This window comes from Oceanobacillus indicireducens, from assembly GCF_014647195.1.
GTDB classification, from domain to species: domain Bacteria; phylum Bacillota; class Bacilli; order Bacillales; family Amphibacillaceae; genus Oceanobacillus; species Oceanobacillus indicireducens.
Genome location: NZ_BMOS01000017.1, coordinates 1 through 18,868 on the forward strand (window position 1 = coordinate 1; position 18,868 = coordinate 18,868).

Sequence of the window (18,868 nt, forward strand, 5' to 3'; positions counted from 1 at the left end):
AGTGGAAAGGGTACCGAGAAAATCTTGACACAAACTCTTCTCCCCCTTGCCTTGCATTCCCCTCAAAAACTCTATATAATAAATTAAAATAAATATTTCAAGCAATGACGGAGATAATAGTACAATTGCCCGCTGAATGATAGAGAGCTTGTGGTTGGTGGAAACAAGTATCAAGGCAAATTGGAATTGGGCTTCTGAGCTTATATTAACATTTGAGTGATCCTGTAAAAGCAGGATAATAAGGGTGGCACCACGGTTCATTCGTCCCTTCCATAGGGATGCGAATGGGCTTTTTTTATGGACAATTTAAAGGAGTGTTTCGTATGCAAACGATTTTTTCAGGAATTCAGCCGAGTGGGACATTGACACTTGGAAATTATTTAGGAGCGATCCGCCAGTTCGTGGAGCTTCAAGACGAATATCAATGTTACTTCTGCATTGTAGATGAACATGCTATTACTGTGCCGCAAGATCGCTTGGAATTAAGGAAAAATATCCGTTCGCTTGCAGCGCTGTATTTGGCTTCTGGGCTTGATCCTAAGAAAGCGACATTATTTATCCAATCGGAGGTTCCAGCACACACACAGCTCGGCTGGATGCTGCAATCGATCAGTTATGTCGGTGAATTGGAGCGAATGACCCAGTATAAAGATAAATCGACAGGAAAGGAAGCTGTGTCCTCAGCATTACTTACCTATCCTGCGCTCATGGCGGCAGATATTCTGCTGTATCAGGCGAATCTTGTACCTGTTGGCGATGACCAGAAGCAGCATATGGAATTGACGCGGGACCTTGCACAGCGATTCAATAATCGTTTCAATGATATCTTTACCATCCCGGAGATCCGTATCCCGGAGGTCGGAGCGCGTATCATGTCGCTACAGGAGCCGACAAAGAAAATGAGTAAATCGGACGAAAATCAAAGAGGATTTATTTCCATGCTTGACGAGCCGAAACAAATTGAGAAGAAAATCAAGAGTGCAGTGACTGACTCTGAAGGAATTGTCAAATATGATAAAGAGAACAAACCCGGCGTTTCCAACCTGTTAACAATCTATTCGAGCTGTACTGGTGAATCGATTGAGGAGTTGGAGAAGAAATATGAAGGGAAAGGTTATGGGGATTTCAAACAAGGTGTGGCTGACGCTGTGGTTAATCTTCTTGAGCCTATCCAAGAAAGATACAAAGCGTTAATCGACTCTCCTGAGCTTGATACGATTCTTGACGAGGGAGCAGATCGTGCCTCCGCAATCGCCAATAAAACTGTGGCCAAAGCGAAGAAAGCAATGGGCTTGGGACGTGTGAAAAAATAAATAATAATACCGATTCACTTTCCAGTGGTGAATCGGTATGTTTTTCAAGATTTTGATGTGTCTTGTGCATATTCCTTTTCCAAGTCCCACAGTTTTTCTAAAAATGGCTGACCGCGGACAATCTTTTCACAGAATTCTTCATGATTTTTGCTAAATCCTTCCTTAATACCGGAATAGAGCTTTTCCCACGCTGCATCAGCGTTTAGAAATTTCACTGTCGGGTAAAGCTTCGGGTCCCATTCAGTCAACCAGTATCTCAACTCTTCCAGATTTCCGGAACTTTTCAGTTGATCAAGGGCTATCATAAGGATATGTTTAATCTCTCGCTCCCGCCGCGTTAAGCCAAATACTTGTTCAGGTGACATCGATAAAATATGATACTCTTTCTTGTAATTTCTCTTTTTAAAACCGTAATTCTGAGCTTTTGCAGATTTGATCATATCATAGACGAGCTGCTCCTGCCTTGGAATAAGCCGGCTTTTTCGAACAGGAATGGTATAACCAATCGTATCAAATGCGAGGGTCTCCACCCCGTTCGTAATGACACAAGCATATTCGATAGCTTTCCGGTTCTGGCCTTTCCGGTTGTATGAACGTTTATAAATTGTATCTAATAGGCTCTCCGGAATCTCTTGCAAATCATTCTCAATATACTCAAATAGATCATTCTTTATGTATAACAAAGGTGTCTGGTCCAATAATTCGATCTTATCTTCCTTCCTCCACTCATGGTAACGGGCAACTTGATAACCGTTCTCTTCACTTTCAAACCAATTTACCCAAACATCATGTAAATATAGCATTTCACCCTCACCTCTTTGGAAAATTAATCTAGAATCATTATGACCAATAAAGAATGAATTTATTCTCATCCGCTCGTAACGGTTTAGGAATTATTCGGGTAGCGATACAGAACAAGCAGCATAATGACGATACCAATAGGGAAAAAATAGCATTCTATTCGCAGTGTAATAAATTGCAGAAATTCTAACCAGGATACCCCGGCAGGAAGCAAATTAAGATAACCAATGAACGTGACTCCGCCAGTGACCGTTAAGCCAAAACCGATTAGAAACCAAAATATATAGAACATGAAAACACCACCCATATGGACCAGTCAATCGTCCCGCTTCTTGTTACATCGTATGCTTGTCCCGTGTTTTTAATGCTTGGTCTCAATAAAGGTAAACAAAAAGAAGCAGACCGCAAAAGGATCAGCTTCTTCATTTATTAAGCCTCGTATTTTTTAAATACTAATGACACATTATGCCCGCCAAATCCAAGCGAATTACTTACAACGACGTTTACATCTTGTTTTCTCGCTTCATTCGGTACATAGTCAAGATCGCATTCCTCATCTGGTGTCTCATAGTTGATGGTTGGAGGTACAATCCCTTCCTGAATTGCTTTTAAGGAAATGACAGACTCAATCCCGCCAGCAGCTCCCAGCAAGTGTCCCGTCATCGATTTTGTCGAAGAAACGGTAAGATTATACGCATGATCGCCAAATACTGCTTTAATTGCAGTCGTTTCATATTTATCATTTAAATCTGTACTTGTTCCATGCGCATTAATATAATCGACTTCATTCGGCGAAATCCCGGCAGCATCAATTGCCATTTGCATTGCGCGGGCCGCTCCTTCCCCGTTCTCTGCAGGGGCGGTAATATGATATGCATCCCCTGTTGCACCATAACCGACAATCTCCCCGTAAATAGTCGCATCACGTTCCAAAGCGGATTCCAATGTTTCAAGAATTAAGATTCCCGCACCTTCCCCCATTACAAACCCATCGCGGTTTTTATCGAATGGGCGACTTGCGGTTTTCGGATCCGGGTTCGTTGATAAAGCTTTCGCGGAAGAAAAACCGGCAAATGCCATGTTGGAAATCGGTGCTTCCGTCCCACCTGCGATAATATAATCAACGTCACCGCGTTTGACCGCATGATATGCATCACCTATCGAACTTGCTCCAGAGGCACAAGCAGTTACGGTACAAGAGTTAATTCCTTTTGCACCCAACTGAATGGAGACTTGTCCTGCCGCCATATCAGGGATCATCATTGGCACAAAAAATGGGCTGACCCGGCGTGGGCCTTTTTCAATCAACTTCAAATGCTGATCTTCCCATGTTTTCATCCCGCCAATTCCAGAACCAATCCAGACACCTACCCGGTGTGCATTACTATCATCAATGACAAGCTTTGCATCTTCTACAGCCATTTTCGCAGCTGCCACCGCATATTGTGTAAATGGGTCCATACGACGGACCTCTTTCTTCTCCACATAATCTTCCGGTGTAAAGCCCTTCACCTCAGCGGCAACTTTCGCTGAATATTGCTCCACATCAACACGAGTTGCAATATCGATTCCAGATTTTCCATTTTTAATGCTGTCCCACATTGCTGTAACATCATTACCGACCGGAGTTACTGCACCTAGGCCAGTTACTACTACTCTTCTTTCATCCATTGTTCTGCTCCTTTCCAATCTAATCAGACTCCCCAGCGGATTGCCGCAGCTCCCCATGCTAACCCGCCGCCAAATCCGACTAATACGATTAAATCATTATCTTTGATATTACCATTCTTTACAGACTCAGATAAAGCCATAGGTATAGACGCGGAAGAATTATTTCCATATTTCGTTATCGTTTTGGCCATTTTATCTGAAGCCATACCGAGACGTTCTCTTGCTGCATCCATGATACGAATATTCGCCTGATGCGGAACGAGGTAATCCACATCTTCCTTCTGAAGGCCAATCTTTTCTACAACATTTACCGTTGATTCCGGCATCTGACGGACAGCGAATTTAAATACCTCTCGCCCATTCATTTCCATAAATCCTTCTTTATTTTGTAATAAATCTTTCCCGCCAGAACCTTTCGAACCTAATTCAAAAGAAAGGACTCCTTTCCCTTCTCCAACTTCACCAACAACAATGGCACCTGCACCATCACCCAGGAGAACACAAGTTGAACGATCTTCCCAGTCAATAATTTTAGAAAGCTTATCCGCTCCGACAACAAGCACGTTTTTATACGCACCTGCTTTGACAAACTGTGTAGCTGTTACAAGGCCATATACAAACCCGGCACATGCGGCTCCGAGATCTAGTGCCGCCGCATTTGTTGCACCGAGCCGATCTTGAATCATACAGGAAACCGATGGAAATGGTGTATCTGGCGTCACCGTTGCAACTAGGATTAAATCAATTTCTTCTGGAGAAATATTTGCTTCCTTAAGCGCCTCCTTTGCAGCGTGATAAGCCATATCGGATGTGTCGATTTCATCTTCTGCAAATCTTCTTTCCTCAATTCCAGTTCGCGTGCGGATCCATTCATCTGTTGTGTCTACAATCTTTTCCATGTCTTTATTCGTCATGACCTTTGTCGGTACATAATGGCCAGTTCCCAAGATACCTACATTCATTTTAACATCTCCTTCATACTTCCTCCCGAGGTTTAACTAATACTAACAATCTATTTTGCATCGCTTCTGTTAAAAGAAATCTATACGAGTAAATATTATGACTTGGTACTAATTTTAAAGCAAAAAATCCCTCCTGACAAGAGGGAGATTCTAACATGCTCCTTAGTTCTCAATGGGCAGCAAGTTCGTTTTCTTATATTCTTCTATCGCTTCTGTGATTTTTTTCTCAAAATTACTGTTTATCTTCTCATTGAACATGCCTAATGTGATATAATCATCATGAAAATCATAAGAACGGATTCCGCCCATCAATGCTTCTTCATTAAAATCCTCAGCTGCATTCAGATAAACAGCTTCGACATGCTGAATCATGCTCGTAAGTACATGTTCCGGCGCCAACTCATGCTGATCTGCAACATAACCAATCGAATAAATATCATCTTTTGCCGCCGCTTCAATTACTGCCTTGCTATACGCATTTCCGACTGGAACTATAACATCCGTCCCTGCTGCTACAAATTCATTATAAATGATCATCGCCTGTTCTTTGTCATCCCAATCATTGACGAAATCAATATGAACTTCCGCTTTCGGGTTCTGATACTTTACCCCTTCATAAAAACCCTCCAGTTCAGCTTGCCAACTAAAGACAGCAATCACACCAATTTCATCAGTCTCTGTCATTTCACCAGCAACCATTCCACCAAAGAAACCCATCGCATGGGAATCGAAATTTAAGCTTGTAACTTTCGGATTATACAAGTCCCCGTTCATATAGATGAATTGTACTTCCGGATACGTTTTCGTTAGATCGACAAAGTGGTGTCCATAACTATTTCCATGCCCAATAATCAGATTGACACCTTCTTGGACAAATTCATCAACAGCTTGAATAACATCATTTTCTTTACTAGTATTTTCCTTATAAAAGACATCGATATTGAATTCCTGCTCAATCGCAAGTAAGCCTTCATATCCCTTCTCATTCCAGGCATTTCCTGCAATTTCCGATTCAAACAGCATTCCTGCATTTTGCAAATTATTATCATCTGAAAAATAATTACAGCCAGGCAGTATCATAATCATTATTATAATGGTAAGTATCAGTTGTTTTTTCATACTGCCCCTCCTGTTTATATGTTATTAAAGTCTATCCTCCACGATAGGATAAAGAGTTTGGAACTTATGAAAATGTTCCTTTACTTGAATTAAATTTTTTTCTATAGCAATATTTTCATCTAATAGGAAAGTTTTTTCAAGTTTTTTCCCTTTTAAACTTTGATTTCGTGCAGATCTCACAAAGAATACTTGACCTGCTGGTGGACTTTCCAACAACTTGAGCAATAATTCAAGAAAATCTTTAATATATACGCCTTCTTCTAGGAACTCTTGAGAAGAAAAACTGACGCGATTTCCTTCAATGTAACATGCTTCTTTTGTCATCGGCATCCATTCACCAAATAAATAAGGGATGTGGATTGCTATTGTATCTGTAGAATGGGGGTTTTTTCCATTGATTTGAATAAGTTGATCATAATTGCATTCAACTCGTTCAGGTATCTCTCCCACACAGATGGCGAGCGGAATAGTTATTTCAGCTCTACTTGTGATTAATTCAAAATTACTGTTTCTTAAGAAAAAATCTATTAGATGATTATTGAATGCCTCCTCCTCTATTCCCTTCACTTTATACCCTTCCTGCAAAAGTCGATTGGCAATATGATAGCCAATCCAGTGTGAAACATTGAAAACAAGGACTTCCATCGTGCTTGTTTCCCCCTTTTTAAAACATAAGAAGCTTTAAAACAAAAATACTGTGATAACTTAGGTATCCAGGACTAGCCACGTCCGGCTCCAGCGCCCAGCAACTAGCAAACTTCACACTCCTCCAATCGATAAGTCAACATCAACTCACTATCGTTCGTTGTGTTTCCTTTATCTCATTCCGTAAAGGGGAAGTTCGATTAAGTTCACTCCGTCCTGGGGCAACATCGAACTACCTCCCGTCCTGGGAGGCACAGTTTGTACGTTGCTACGACGCACAGGATGTGCTAGTACAAACGCTCTTCGGTGGGACGAGTAATCGCAGTCCCAGGCGTTGCGAAGACGATCGCGTTTTTAGCCTGTAAGGGCGCTTGCGCCTTTGTTCTAACAAGTGTAGAGTCAATCTTCCTTTTCATTAGTATATGTCAGGATTAAGGCTTTTATTTTTTTTCGTTCTTTGTTAAACTATAGAAGGATATTATTTAAGTAGCATTCAATCTTTTTACATATGAAATTTTTGAAATGCGGGGTGTAGAATATGCGTTACATCTTCACGATTATTTGGTCACTGCTAATTAGTGCGGCTGTTACATACGTGCTAACAAGTATGGCTGGTGAACCATTCATCTTATCTGAAGCGGTCATTTTGGCAGTGATTTTTATGATTGTCACTTTCTTGATGGGCGACGTAATATTAAAAGAGAAGAAAAATTAACAAATAACAAACCCTTGCCGCCAAGGAAAGTGGCAAGGGGTTGTTATTTGTATTAATACCACGCAAGTAAGCCAAGTGTTGCAAGGGCTGCGAGTGGAAGAATCACCCGGCTGAACCGTCTTGGAGGAACATACCCAAATCCTGGTCCATACCAGCCATATGGTCCAAATTGCCGGTAATCATGCCCTTCATCATGAGGGGCTGCTGCCATTTGTGTCTGTGCATCGATAGGAACGGCCATATATACATATTCATCATCTAAGCCAGTGATGATGCCATCAATACGAGCCCCTTCTATCGTTTCAATAAGCACATAAGAATGCATATGTTTTTTACATTGTTCATACATTTTTTTAGAATCATGTTTCATTGTCACATCAATCAACCCTCCTCACCAATTAGACTATTCACCTAGTTAAAAATAGGAACTTGTCTATTTGAGGATGGATTCGATGTATTGAAGGGGAGAATAGGATGGATTTCATTCAAGATTTAATTGTTATTATTCAGTATTTCATTCTTGGACTTGTACAAGGGGTTACCGAACCGATTCCAATTTCTTCAAGCGGACATTTGATTATTTTCCGCGAGCTCTTTGGGATTGAGGCAAAAGGACTTTCATTTGAGATTTTCGTAAACTTCGCTTCATTACTCGCTGTTTTATTAATTTACAAGGAGGACATCATCCGACTAATCAAAAATACGTACCTATTTCTATTTAAAAGAGATAAAACGGCAAGAAGTGACTTTATGTTTGTCGTTTATCTCGTAATTGCAACTATTCCGGTTGGTGTGGTCGGTGTATTATTTGGCGATTATCTTGGAGAAGTGTTGAGCGGGACAAATGTAGTTGGTGTTACTTTATTAATTACAGCAGTAGCTATTTGGTTCATCCGTAATCTTCGCGGGAGACGACTTGAGGGCGATTTAACGATGAAAGATGCTGTAATTGTCGGTCTTGCCCAAGCAGTTGCCGTTACACCGGGAATCAGCCGTTCTGGTGCAAGTATTGTTTCCGCGATGCTTGTCGGGATGAGACAGGATACCGCACTACGCTTTGCATTCTTACTTTATATTCCGGTCAGTTTAGGGACAACCATTCTGGAAGTTCCGTCATTGGTTGCAAGTCCGGAGTTCCAAGCACTGCTCATTCCGAATATCATTGCCTTTGTTACTTCTTTTGTTGCGACTTATTTTGCTTTGAAATGGTTTATGAATATTATGGCACATGGTAATCTGAAATATTTCTCCTATTACTGTGTCGTCGTCGGATTACTTGTAATCTTTTTCTTATAACCTGACTTTCGGCTTTCTTCTAAAACCTTTCAATCAACGTAAGTGCAATTTTCTTCTGGAGGCCCGCAGTCCAGACACCTCTCGCTTTCCGCAGGCGGCTGGTGAGCCTCCTCGGGCTGTCGCCCTGCGGGGTCTCACCTATGCCTATCCTCCTGCAGGAGTCTCGAGGTGTCTGGACTGCTCCGAGGAAAGCCCTGTTTGGAACACTATTTTTCGTTTAAGGAATTAGAACTCTCATCATAGTGGAATAGTTTCCGGTAATAGTAACCCTCTCTACCAGTTCAATGCCCGTCGATTAGAACACCGAAATTAGTGAATGCGCAAAACACTTACGCTAAATGAAAGGAATCAATAGTCATTTTAAAAATATATTGTTGAGTTATCATTATAAAAAGCAGCTCCCTCCTGGTAGCTGCTTTTTTTATGTTTAATGTAAGATCAGTCTGGGATGCCTAATGCTATTTTAGCATAGCGGGACATTTTGTCTTTGCCCCATGGTGGATCCCATACGATATTTGTTTTCGTCTCTTTAACTTCCGGAAGATCGGCTAAGGCAAATCTAATGTCCTGTTCAATATGACCGGCAAGCGGGCACCCCATCGTTGTTAGGGTCATCGTAACCGTACATAAACCTTCTTCATCAAGATCAACATCGTAAACTAAACCGAGGTTAACAATATCTATACCTAATTCAGGGTCAATCACATTTTCCAGTGCTCCCATTAGATACTCTTTTGTCGCTTCATCCATTTTACGAACCTCCTTTTTCCCTTCTTTTCTTTATTAAACCATAATTCCAGTAAAATATTAAGTATTTGAATCCGTATAAACTGTTACAGATTCGCACGGAACCATTTTACTAATTCTAGGATAGCACGCCTGCTTACTTTATGTCCGGCATTTGCCTCTTTGATAAACTGGATATCTTCTTCATTCTCATACTGCTTTTTTACTTCATCGTAAAATGTATACGAGTGATCAAATGGAACAACTGTATCCTGCCCGCCGTGCCAGAACAATATTGGCCGCCCGTTTAACTTGTCCGGTTGAAGGGATAAATCACATCTCTCCAGTTGATCGTACAATGCTTCAATTTGTTCGTCGGTTACTGGCAAGGCTCCCTCTTTTTTGAAGCTTTCGACGAGTGTTTTCGCAAATGTTGTAATGCGTGGGGAACCCATCAAGATAACGGCTGACTTGATCCAGTCATATTGAGTTAATGCTGCTGATGTTGTAATTCCCCCCATACTCGTTCCCGCTACACCAACTCTATCATCCAAAATCAAGCCTTCTGCATCCAGCGCCTTTTTGATTTGTTCCAACTCTTGTACATTTTTAAGTACAATATCCCAGAAAGATATTTGTCGTTTCCGTTCGGATGTATTGATTTCCCTTTCTCCATGAAGTTCGCTATCAGGAAGTATGACACGGTAACCTTTTTCAGCAAGTAAGAAGGCTATCGGGAGATTATGTTCCTTTGCACTTGTAAAGCCATGGAAAAAGATGACAGTCGGTAATGCTTTATCCTTATCTTTGGTTTCTACAACGATTAAACTCGGTATATTTCCTATTTTTTCTTTCACTATTCCAATCATCACTTTTCACCTCACTCCTATGTTACCGATATTTAAACTCGTCCGCCAGTCTGAAACCTGCTAAAGTGAAACTTCATTCAGTAGGGGTCCTTATCTCCCCACTGAATATTAGTTGAACAGAATCAGGGATTTACGAACTGTATATCCCTCACCTTCACCTGTTGGGCTTCCCTCATGTTTAGAAGTGGGAGTGTTACAGTCCGTTAATGCGTGATAAACTGACTGCTGTTAAAATAAATTTACTTTACTTACAGGCCTTTCTCTTATAGACTTAGTTACAAGATGAGGTGATTGAAAAATTATGAAAAAACATATGATTGCGCTCGATTTAGACGGGACATTACTGACAGATGATAAGAAGATTAGTGAACGAACGAAACAAGTGCTTTTCAAAGCAAAAGAAGAGGGACATATAGTAGTTATCTCGACTGGAAGACCACACCGGGCCAGTATTAATTATTATTATGAGCTTGGATTAGATACACCAATGGTAAACTTCAACGGGGCTCTTATCCACCATCCGCAAAACAGAAACTGGGATGCATTACATAACCCGCTGCCAATCCGGACAGCACATAAGATTATTGAAGCTTGCTATGACTTACGTGTCAATAATATCTTAGCTGAAGTGCTGGATGATGTGTATATCGACTCCTTCGACAGCAAACTGATTGGCTTCTTTGATGAAATTGAAGATGAAGCCCCTTATGTAATTGGAAACTTAAAGCAAAAACTTGAGGAAGATCCTACATCGATCCTCGTTTATCCAGAGGAAGAACAAGTGCAACAATTGAGAAGCCACCTTGACGACTACCATGCCGAAGTGATTGAGCACCGTAAATGGGGTGCACCGTGGAACGTCATAGAAATCATTAAAAAAGGTATGAATAAAGCAGTTGGTCTTCAAAAAATCGCGCATTACTTCGATATTCCGAAAGACCAGATTATAGCATTCGGGGACGAGGACAATGATTTGGAAATGATTGATTATGCTGGTGTCGGTGTTGCTATGGGAAATGCAATTGATGAGCTGAAATCACTCGCCAAACATGTCACTGCAACAAACGAAGAAGATGGCATCGGAGCATTTTTAGAGGAATATTTAAAATTAAAAGTGAACACACCAAATTAAAACGATCGTATGCATAGCAAAAATAAAAGGGTTCATACTAAAAGGGAAACGTGAATAGCGTTTCCCTTTTTACTTGCGAAAAAACGAGGAGGATATTAGATGGAACAACAATCACTATTCCAGCAAGCTAGACAACGAGTAATGGATATGATGAATATGGGTGAAAATGTGACCGAAGCAGACAAGGAAGCAGTTCAACACGCAATCCAAGCAGCTTACCAGGAAGCAACGCCCGAAGAACAAAAAGAACTACAGCAATTGGAACAGCAATTAACAAATAACGAGCAGCTATAAATAGTAACGAGGCTGGGGCTTACCTCTAATCATATGTGGTAAATTCCCAGCCTTGTTCCCTTTAACGTGCTGTCCCTCAAAGCGTAAAAAACTAAAGAATTATAAATTGATACACAGCCCATAAATTTTCGAATCTCTTTAACTAAACATTAAGTGAAGAAGGAACACCAACTCATAATGCGAGTTCTAACACAACACCCGCCTTGGCACACTCTAAGCATCGACCCCTACCACAGTATGAAGTTTTACTTTATAATTTCCTCTTTATCTGCTACTATATGAGTAAGTATGAACAAAAGAGGAGTGTGTAGGATGGCAATTCGTATGGAGGGTACTCCAAACCCAAACGCGATGAAATTCACATCTGATAAAGTCATTTTTGAAGGTACAAAAAGCTATTCGCTCATGCCAGGAGATACGAGTGAATATGATATTTTAAATGATTTAATGACCATTGAGGGTGTAGATAACGTTTTCGGCTATCAGAACTTTATTACCGTCAATAAACACTTTGATGTAGAGTGGGAGCAACTATCCCCGCGCGTTATTGAAATGATCGAGAAACACGGCTATTAATACATAGAAAAAAGGAACTTCTCATTGATGGAAGTTCCTTTTGTTCTTTTATTCAGTGATATCAATCGGGATAAAATTCGGGTGGAGTACTTCGCCGTCTGGAGATTTACCATATAACGTTAAGATCGGTGTTTCTTCCTTTTCAAAAGAAGATTCCGGGATTTCCCCGGTGATTTCAAAACTTTGCCAAACTCCCGGTTCTCCTTCTAATTCGTAAACTGTTTCCGGGTGCAATTCCTCATCCCCTTGCTCTAGGTGATAATAGAATTGCTCATTCTCAGCTCGCACTTCACCAGTTAAGGTATAAGTATTAGCTTCCGTCTGCAAGTCCAACCCCCGAAAAACAACGGTATACTGTGCTTCCGTGTTATCCGGTGATTTTGCTTGCTCGTTTGTTTCACTATCATTTCCACATCCGACAAGGATAAATAAGAATATAACTGCAACTAAGTATTTCTTCACACTACCTAATCCTTTCTAAAATAGCCATAGACTGCGGTTGTTTCCACTACGTTTGTGAATGCATCCGGGTCTACTTCTTTAATAATCTTCTCGACGTCATATAATTCATAACGGCTCAACACCAGATAGACCATCTTCTTCTCTATCTTCGTATAGGCTCCCTGTGCAGGAAGGAAAGTAATCCCTCTAATAAATCGACTATGGATTGCTTCTTGCAGTTCTTCCGGCTTTTGCGTAACAATCATTACCGTCAGTTTCACATGGCGAGTATGGATCATGTCGATCACCCTAGTCGTCACATAGAGCGCAATTAATGTATAAAGTGCGTTCTCCGGTGAGTAAAGTACCCCGGCAAGCAAGATGATAATTCCGTTAAGCGCCATTAAATACGTGCCGACTGGCTTATCATTCACGCGTGATAATAACATCGCGATGATATCCATTCCCCCGGTTGAAGCTCCAATTTTTAAGGAGATCCCGATACCAGCACCTGCAATCACACCACCAAATACTGCATTCAGCATAATATCCTCTGATAATGCAATAACCGGCATGACCTCAAGAAATATTGTCGAAAACAACACAGAGATTCCACTATAAATTGTAAACCCTTTTCCTACTTTAAACCAGCCTAAGATGAATACCGGTATGTTCAAGATAAATAGAAATATCCCTGTTCCAATGTGCATTCCAAGGAAATCCTGAAAAACACTCGATAAGAGCTGAGCTGCACCCGCAAAGCCGCTTGCATAAACGTTAGCCGTAATTAGGAAAAAGTTAAGCGACACTGCTAATAGAAAAGCACCGATAATGACGATGAAAATTCGTTTAGCTTCCATCATAAACATGAGCGTTCCTCCTGTATTAATAATTTGTTCAAAAAAGAAGATAAAAAAGACCAAGTTCGCTTAGAAACACAAGTGTCCTTGCACAACCAACACTAGCACGTCCTGTGCGTCGAAGTTCGAGTCAGTAAGATTCTAGCAACGAAATGTACGTTATTAGAGGAGCGGAAAAACTAGCCAACGAGCTTTCACTGGATGCGGAAGGTTTTTAGAACTCCCTCTTTCACGAAGTGTCCTTTTTACCGGAAGTTTTGAACAACCTTGACAAATTCATAACTTTTCAAATACTTTTTGACTAAATGACCTTCTCGCTTTAAACTAGAAGAAGGCAAGCAAATTGTAGATTGGAAGTGATTTGATGAACGTAAAAATTATAGCTGATTCTGCTTGTGATTTATCAAAAGACTATTATATCGAATATGGCATTGAAATGGTACCATTAAATGTCCATTTAGATAACAAAGACTATGCGGATGTAAAAGAAATCGATCCGAAAATCATTTATGATGGAATGCGGAATGGCAAAGCCCCAAAGACTTCCCAACCTTCTCCGGAGGCTTTCAAAAAAGTGTTCACCGCCTCTGCAGAAAAGAAGGAGCCACTCGTCTATGTATCATTCTCCTCCAAATTATCCGGAACGTATCAAAGCGCGAAAATTATGGAAGACCAGATAAAAGCAGAATATCCGGATGCACCTATTCGGGTTATCGATTCTAAATGCGCTTCACTCGGTTACGGACTTGTAGTTCTTCATATAGCAAAAGCGGCTAAAAATGGTGCTTCTTTTGACGAAATTGTCGAAGCTGCTGAACATCAGGCCCAACATATGGAGCATATTTTCACTGTTGATGATTTGGAATACTTATATCGCGGTGGCCGTGTCAGCAAGACTTCCGCATTTGTCGGCAGCTTACTCAAGATAAAGCCAATTTTAAATGTAGAAGATGGTAAATTAATTCCACTTGAGAAACTGCGCGGTTCTAAAAAGGTATTGGGTCGAATGATTGAACTAATGGAAGAACGCGGAACAGATTTCCAAAATCAGACGATCGGCATCAGTCACGGAGACGATTTGGAACGGGCCGAACAACTCGCTTCCCTCATTCATGAAAAATTCAAGGTTCCGAGGGAAAATATCGTTATCGAAATGGTCGGTGCTGTTATTGGGGCCCATTCGGGACCAGGTACCCTTGCTTTATTCTTTTCCAACCAACCAAATAAATAACAGCGATAAAGACGTTTTGTCCGCAGTTTAAGGGGACATGGCGTCTTTATCCTTCTTGCTACACCTTCCTCTTCTTTATTCTAACAACTCTTACTGGAATCTGGATGCGCATCTATATCCATTAGCATCCCATACATAGATAGATTATACTCCTATACTGCATGCCCATATCGCCCTACTTGGATGGGTTTTCCTCGGTGTATTTATTATCGTTTAAGAACCAGATCGCAGCACGAAGACAAGCGCTTCTCATTCTAGGAGCACTGTTTATCACGTATTAACGGTCTGTAATACCCCCACCTCCAAACATGGAAGGAAGCCCAAGATGTGAAGGTGGAGGATATACAGTCCGTAAATACCTGATTCTGTTCAACTAACATTCAGCGGGGGAGGGAAGGAAACCCCGATTGAATGAAGTTTCACTTTATCACGTCACTTTTTTGTTCCTAGCATTCCTTATCAGGGTAACAGCGAATAATTAAAGAAACGCTCGGACCGCTTCCCAAGCGTTTCTTCATTCTTGTTATTTCTGAATCCCTTGATCGGCCTCTTTTCTTTCTTGTTCTTTCTGTTTCTTCGATAAATAGACAACGACAAAAACAAAACCTAACAAGATAGTAGCAACCATTATAATAAGGGTCCAGTTCAAGCCTACATCATCCATCAATTGATAGACTTCCACCGATTCTCTCGGAATACCTATCCGGTAATTATCTTCTGGATTCTGACGAGCAAGGTTATCTGCTAGATAGCCGCGGAACAACATATCCGGACCGACATCGGTAACATCTATATAGCTGGATTCACTGCCATTATTGATGCCGATATACATAGTTTCTCCTTCATAAGTTCGCTTAAACACTGCATAGGAATCACGCTCATCAATCAATTCAAAGTCACCGTGTCTTAAAGAAGGGAATTCAGTTCGTAAAGAGGAAATCCGTTCATGGAACTCCATCAAGTCTTGATCCCCACTGTTAAGAGGTACTAACCTTTGAGAATCTTCTGCTGTCTCCCCATACATCCCCACTTCCGTACCTTGTAAAATCAAAGGTGTTCCAGGTGTTGTATACATATACGTTAAAGCAAGTTGCCAAGCCGTTACAATATTCCTGCCATTTTCGGAAAATTTCTGGGAGAATCGTTTCGAGTATTTATCATCCACGATAAGGATACTTTGAAAATCGCTCATCTCTTTTTGTATTTCATAAATTTCTACTGGAGATTGATCAGGCATACTGAAAATATCAGAAATCATTTGTCCTATTTGATAATTATCAATCGCATCAAGTGACGTATGTTCCATAATCTCAGCTATATCAGCTTCTTCGTCAAGTATATCTCCGAGTAAATATTTGTTTGGATGACTTTCTTTTAACTCTGTTGTAAGTCGATTTAAAAAGTCAATAGATGATTGATCAACTGCATGAAGACTCAGTCCATCGATTTTAGTCTCATCGAGCCAGAACGAAGCGGCGTCGATTAAGTATTCTTGTACATCCGGGTTATCCTGATCAAATTGTACAACACGTTCTGCCCAGTCTGGACCCGTAACTTCTTCTGTTAAAATCCAGTCCGCACGTTGGGGATCCAGTGCAATAGAATGATCCTCCGGTATGTAATTCGTAACAAATTCAAGAACAACCTTTATATCCTGCTCATGTGCAGCCTCAACGAGCTGTTCCAATTCCTCAAACGTACCGAATTGCGGATCGATTTCTGTAAAGTCTTCCACCCAATACCCATGGAATCCATCATCCATATTTGCCATAATCGGTGACAGAACAATCGTTGTTACACCGATTTGTGCGAGATTCTCCAACCGGTCCATAATCCCTATAAGGTCACCACCATGGTAAGCGGCTGGGTCATCGACATCGACTGCAATATCATTGGAAAAGTCCCCATTGTTATAACGATCGACGATGATTTCGTACATGATTTCATCTTCAATTTGTCTATCTTCTGCTGCAACCGGTAACACATATATGAAAAACGAAAATAGGATTGTTAAACCGATGACTAGTTTTTTCCTCATTATCTTATCCCCACCATTTCAATTATTACTGTCTTGTACTATTATTAATGAAAATAAATTTTAGTCAATTGCTATTCCACAATTGTTGAAAAAACTTCAAAAGCTTTTCATAACAAAGGCGCAAGCGCCCTTACAGGCTAAAAACGCGATCGTCTTCGCAACGCCTGGGACTGCGATTACTCGTCCCACCGAAGAGCGTTTGTACTAGCACATCCTGTGCGTCGTAGCAACGTACAAACTGTCCCTCCCAGGACGGGAGGTAGTTCGATGTTGCCCCAGGACGTGGCTAGTCCTGAATATCTAAGTTATCAACAATATTTATATTTTTATAGTACGCTTGCAATAAAAAATAAGGCTGGAACACGTAGTCCAACCTCATTTTTTCATATCGAATTTAAACTCATCCTATAATGGCAGACGGATGTATCCTAAGACGAGTACTAGGATTAGTGCGATTATGAGTTGAGCCCACCAGCCGGCAACCGGTTTGCCTTTGGTTGTTTTGACAAGAAGCATTTCCATTGCTGCAATGAGCCAGATTCCGGCAATACCTTTCGTGATTGCCTCTGCGCCCATCGGCATGGAGAAGTTCGCCAAATAGACGTCGAATAGTAAATACCCACCAGTAAAAATAATGATGAGGTAGAATAAGCGTAAAATCATATGAACGATTTTTCCGCCTTTTTCGTTCCCTTGTTTATAAAGGAATAAAGCTACTAAAAATAGGATCAGTCCGAGTATCCAAGACGTGACATGCATATGAAGCATTGTATTATTACCTCCTTCAATCTGTTTGTACAGTTTACATCAATCCTCATCATACCATGTTCCAGAAGAGAATTCATTTTAGAAGCAAGGAAGGCTGGCGTCCCCGCGTGATTCGTTAACAAATTGGACACTTAAAATAATCCCTTCTTCCCCCCATGCTTTTCCTTCCCTTTCCAGCTACGACGTTTCATTTAACTTCCACCCTTCTTGCTATTTTCGCAAAGGTTGTATTGCTTTATAATTCAAACTTCGCCAAACCCATTCTAATGGACCGAATCGATAGCGGGATAACCACCATTTACTTACCAATATTTGCAAGGCAAAGATAAACACAACGATTACGAGTGAAACAGAAGGTAACACTGAATTATACAAACCAAAGCCAATACCGTAAAACAAAATAAAACTAATAACTGATTGGAGAATGTAATTACTTAAAGCTGTTCTCCCGACATAACGGAGTGGCCGAAGCAATTTCCTGCCTGATTCAGTTTGGGCCAAAACTGTTAGCAGTGTCATATAAAATAAAGCAGATGCCGTTCCGCCGAGGTTATCTTGTACATACGAGAGCCATAAAGGATTTCCTATAAGATATGGTCCAGCCTTCAAGAGCAGACTGAATAGAAACGTGATGATTAACAGCCGCTTTAGTGTATGTTCGTGTTTTTTCGGCTCATGGAACACTCGCTTTCTCGCTAAATACATGCCAAGCAAAAACAATGGCAAAAGTGTCATGGTGAGAAAAATGAAACCTATACCCGAATTAGCTAAAGACCAATCATAAAAATTTTGTTTCCAAATAAGCGGAAGTTCATTACTCGAATAATTTTCTATCGCTTGATTGATTGCAAGTTTATCCGAAAAGTTTAATAGATCACGCACCGCATATAAAGCTGGCGTAATCAAGGCAACACTGCCAAAAAGAAGGACAGCAGCCCAACCTAATAACGTACGCTCCTTCACTTCGATAAACAAAAGGAGGAAGAGTCCTATTAAACCATATGATAGTAGAATGTCTCCATGCCAAATGAGGAATGCATGGATGAGTCCAAAGCCGATTAAACCAAATTGTCGCCGTAATAAAAATGGTGTAAAAGCGATTTCTTTCACTTGCAGACGTTCTTTCATCAACTGCCAACTGAAGCCGAATAATATGGAGAATAATGTATAAAAACTACCTTGAAAAAAGATATCAATAAACGCCTGAATGGCCCGTTCAAGCGGTGTATTCCAAACCATTTCTGCACCACCATATATAAAATATGGTGCTGAAAAAGCTCCAATATTCACGGTAAAAATGCCAAAGATGGCAAATCCTCTAACGATATCAATATGCTCCAAACGATTGTTTACCCTCGTCGGTGCGAACTGCATCCTTCCATCCCCCTCCCTTTGGGGTCAGAGCAGTTGT

21 protein-coding genes and 1 other annotated feature are annotated in these 18,868 nt (G+C 40.8%); of the genes, 7 read left to right on the forward strand and 14 right to left on the reverse strand.

The window, feature by feature from the left end; translation table 11 throughout:
• Nucleotides 1-95: 95 nt before the first annotated feature.
• Nucleotides 96-272 (forward strand) — a binding site (T-box leader).
• A 51-nt stretch (nucleotides 273-323) separates the two neighbouring features.
• Nucleotides 324-1,313 carry a tryptophan--tRNA ligase gene (trpS, locus tag IEX94_RS12070; RefSeq protein WP_188857751.1) on the forward strand — a complete coding sequence of 330 codons (990 nt, stop codon included), beginning with the start codon at nucleotides 324-326 and terminating at the stop codon, nucleotides 1,311-1,313.
• A gap of 44 nt (nucleotides 1,314-1,357) precedes the next feature.
• Here the strand turns inward: trpS and IEX94_RS12075 are convergent, their stop codons facing one another.
• From IEX94_RS12075 to IEX94_RS12100, 6 genes are all read right to left on the reverse strand, one after another.
• Nucleotides 1,358-2,116, reverse strand: coding sequence for a DUF3603 family protein (locus IEX94_RS12075; protein ID WP_156854572.1), 759 nt, complete (start codon nucleotides 2,114-2,116; stop codon nucleotides 1,358-1,360).
• A gap of 83 nt (nucleotides 2,117-2,199) precedes the next feature.
• The gene (locus IEX94_RS12080; protein ID WP_156854574.1) at nucleotides 2,200-2,406 is read right to left on the reverse strand and encodes a YuzI family membrane protein; all 207 of its coding nucleotides are present in this window, start codon (nucleotides 2,404-2,406) and stop codon (nucleotides 2,200-2,202) included.
• A gap of 137 nt (nucleotides 2,407-2,543) precedes the next feature.
• The gene (gene fabF / locus IEX94_RS12085) at nucleotides 2,544-3,785 is read right to left on the reverse strand and encodes a beta-ketoacyl-ACP synthase II (RefSeq protein ID WP_156854576.1); all 1,242 of its coding nucleotides are present in this window, start codon (nucleotides 3,783-3,785) and stop codon (nucleotides 2,544-2,546) included.
• 23 nt (nucleotides 3,786-3,808) lie between these two features.
• On the reverse strand, nucleotides 3,809-4,747 hold the full coding sequence (locus IEX94_RS12090; RefSeq protein ID WP_156854578.1) for a beta-ketoacyl-ACP synthase III: 939 nt from the start codon (nucleotides 4,745-4,747) through the stop codon (nucleotides 3,809-3,811).
• A gap of 162 nt (nucleotides 4,748-4,909) precedes the next feature.
• Nucleotides 4,910-5,866, reverse strand: a complete 957-nt coding sequence (locus IEX94_RS12095) for a BMP family ABC transporter substrate-binding protein (RefSeq protein WP_188857753.1) — start codon at nucleotides 5,864-5,866, stop codon at nucleotides 4,910-4,912.
• 24 nt (nucleotides 5,867-5,890) lie between these two features.
• Complete coding sequence (locus IEX94_RS12100) at nucleotides 5,891-6,511, reverse strand: hypothetical protein (RefSeq protein ID WP_188857755.1); 621 nt, start codon at nucleotides 6,509-6,511, stop codon at nucleotides 5,891-5,893.
• Between the two features lie 538 nt (nucleotides 6,512-7,049).
• On the opposite strand from IEX94_RS12100, the gene IEX94_RS12105 reads away from it, so the two are divergent.
• On the forward strand, nucleotides 7,050-7,226 hold the full coding sequence (locus tag IEX94_RS12105; protein ID WP_156854584.1) for a DUF2929 family protein: 177 nt from the start codon (nucleotides 7,050-7,052) through the stop codon (nucleotides 7,224-7,226).
• A 52-nt stretch (nucleotides 7,227-7,278) separates the two neighbouring features.
• Here the strand turns inward: IEX94_RS12105 and IEX94_RS12110 are convergent, their stop codons facing one another.
• Nucleotides 7,279-7,596, reverse strand: coding sequence for a hypothetical protein (locus tag IEX94_RS12110; protein WP_188857855.1), 318 nt, complete (start codon nucleotides 7,594-7,596; stop codon nucleotides 7,279-7,281).
• Between the two features lie 113 nt (nucleotides 7,597-7,709).
• Here IEX94_RS12110 and IEX94_RS12115 point away from each other — a divergent pair, with 113 nt between their 5' ends.
• Nucleotides 7,710-8,522, forward strand: coding sequence for an undecaprenyl-diphosphate phosphatase (locus tag IEX94_RS12115; protein ID WP_370459698.1), 813 nt, complete (start codon nucleotides 7,710-7,712; stop codon nucleotides 8,520-8,522).
• A 438-nt stretch (nucleotides 8,523-8,960) separates the two neighbouring features.
• Here IEX94_RS12115 and IEX94_RS12120 read toward each other — a convergent pair whose 3' ends face one another.
• On the reverse strand, nucleotides 8,961-9,272 hold the full coding sequence (locus IEX94_RS12120) for a metal-sulfur cluster assembly factor (RefSeq protein ID WP_156854588.1): 312 nt from the start codon (nucleotides 9,270-9,272) through the stop codon (nucleotides 8,961-8,963).
• Between the two features lie 83 nt (nucleotides 9,273-9,355).
• On the reverse strand, nucleotides 9,356-10,117 hold the full coding sequence (locus IEX94_RS12125) for a prolyl oligopeptidase family serine peptidase (RefSeq protein ID WP_188857856.1): 762 nt from the start codon (nucleotides 10,115-10,117) through the stop codon (nucleotides 9,356-9,358).
• A gap of 301 nt (nucleotides 10,118-10,418) precedes the next feature.
• On the opposite strand from IEX94_RS12125, the gene IEX94_RS12130 reads away from it, so the two are divergent.
• From IEX94_RS12130 to IEX94_RS12140, 3 genes are all read left to right on the forward strand, one after another.
• Nucleotides 10,419-11,249 carry a Cof-type HAD-IIB family hydrolase gene (locus IEX94_RS12130; RefSeq protein WP_188857758.1) on the forward strand — a complete coding sequence of 277 codons (831 nt, stop codon included), beginning with the start codon at nucleotides 10,419-10,421 and terminating at the stop codon, nucleotides 11,247-11,249.
• Nucleotides 11,250-11,348: 99 nt separating this feature from the next.
• Nucleotides 11,349-11,543, forward strand: coding sequence for a DUF3813 family protein (locus tag IEX94_RS12135; protein WP_156854592.1), 195 nt, complete (start codon nucleotides 11,349-11,351; stop codon nucleotides 11,541-11,543).
• 312 nt (nucleotides 11,544-11,855) lie between these two features.
• Entirely contained in the window at nucleotides 11,856-12,119 is a 264-nt protein-coding gene (locus tag IEX94_RS12140; RefSeq protein ID WP_188857760.1) for a NifU N-terminal domain-containing protein, read from the forward strand.
• Nucleotides 12,120-12,167: 48 nt separating this feature from the next.
• Here the strand turns inward: IEX94_RS12140 and IEX94_RS12145 are convergent, their stop codons facing one another.
• Both IEX94_RS12145 and IEX94_RS12150 read right to left on the reverse strand, forming a co-directional pair.
• A complete protein-coding gene (locus tag IEX94_RS12145; protein ID WP_188857762.1) occupies nucleotides 12,168-12,581 on the reverse strand; it encodes a putative periplasmic lipoprotein in 414 nt (137 codons plus the stop codon).
• 5 nt (nucleotides 12,582-12,586) lie between these two features.
• Nucleotides 12,587-13,429 (reverse strand): YitT family protein, encoded by an 843-nt coding sequence (locus IEX94_RS12150; protein ID WP_188857765.1) that lies wholly within the window; start codon nucleotides 13,427-13,429, stop codon nucleotides 12,587-12,589.
• A 355-nt stretch (nucleotides 13,430-13,784) separates the two neighbouring features.
• On the opposite strand from IEX94_RS12150, the gene fakB reads away from it, so the two are divergent.
• Nucleotides 13,785-14,651, forward strand: a complete 867-nt coding sequence (gene fakB, locus IEX94_RS12155) for a DegV family protein (RefSeq protein ID WP_188857768.1) — start codon at nucleotides 13,785-13,787, stop codon at nucleotides 14,649-14,651.
• A gap of 523 nt (nucleotides 14,652-15,174) precedes the next feature.
• Here fakB and IEX94_RS12160 read toward each other — a convergent pair.
• From IEX94_RS12160 to IEX94_RS12170, 3 genes are all read right to left on the reverse strand, one after another.
• On the reverse strand, nucleotides 15,175-16,689 hold the full coding sequence (locus IEX94_RS12160; RefSeq protein WP_188857769.1) for an alpha-amylase family glycosyl hydrolase: 1,515 nt from the start codon (nucleotides 16,687-16,689) through the stop codon (nucleotides 15,175-15,177).
• Nucleotides 16,690-17,094: 405 nt separating this feature from the next.
• Nucleotides 17,095-17,457 (reverse strand): YisL family protein, encoded by a 363-nt coding sequence (locus tag IEX94_RS12165; protein WP_188857772.1) that lies wholly within the window; start codon nucleotides 17,455-17,457, stop codon nucleotides 17,095-17,097.
• Between the two features lie 210 nt (nucleotides 17,458-17,667).
• Complete coding sequence (locus IEX94_RS12170; RefSeq protein ID WP_188857774.1) at nucleotides 17,668-18,831, reverse strand: DUF418 domain-containing protein; 1,164 nt, start codon at nucleotides 18,829-18,831, stop codon at nucleotides 17,668-17,670.
• Nucleotides 18,832-18,868 lie beyond the last annotated feature (37 nt).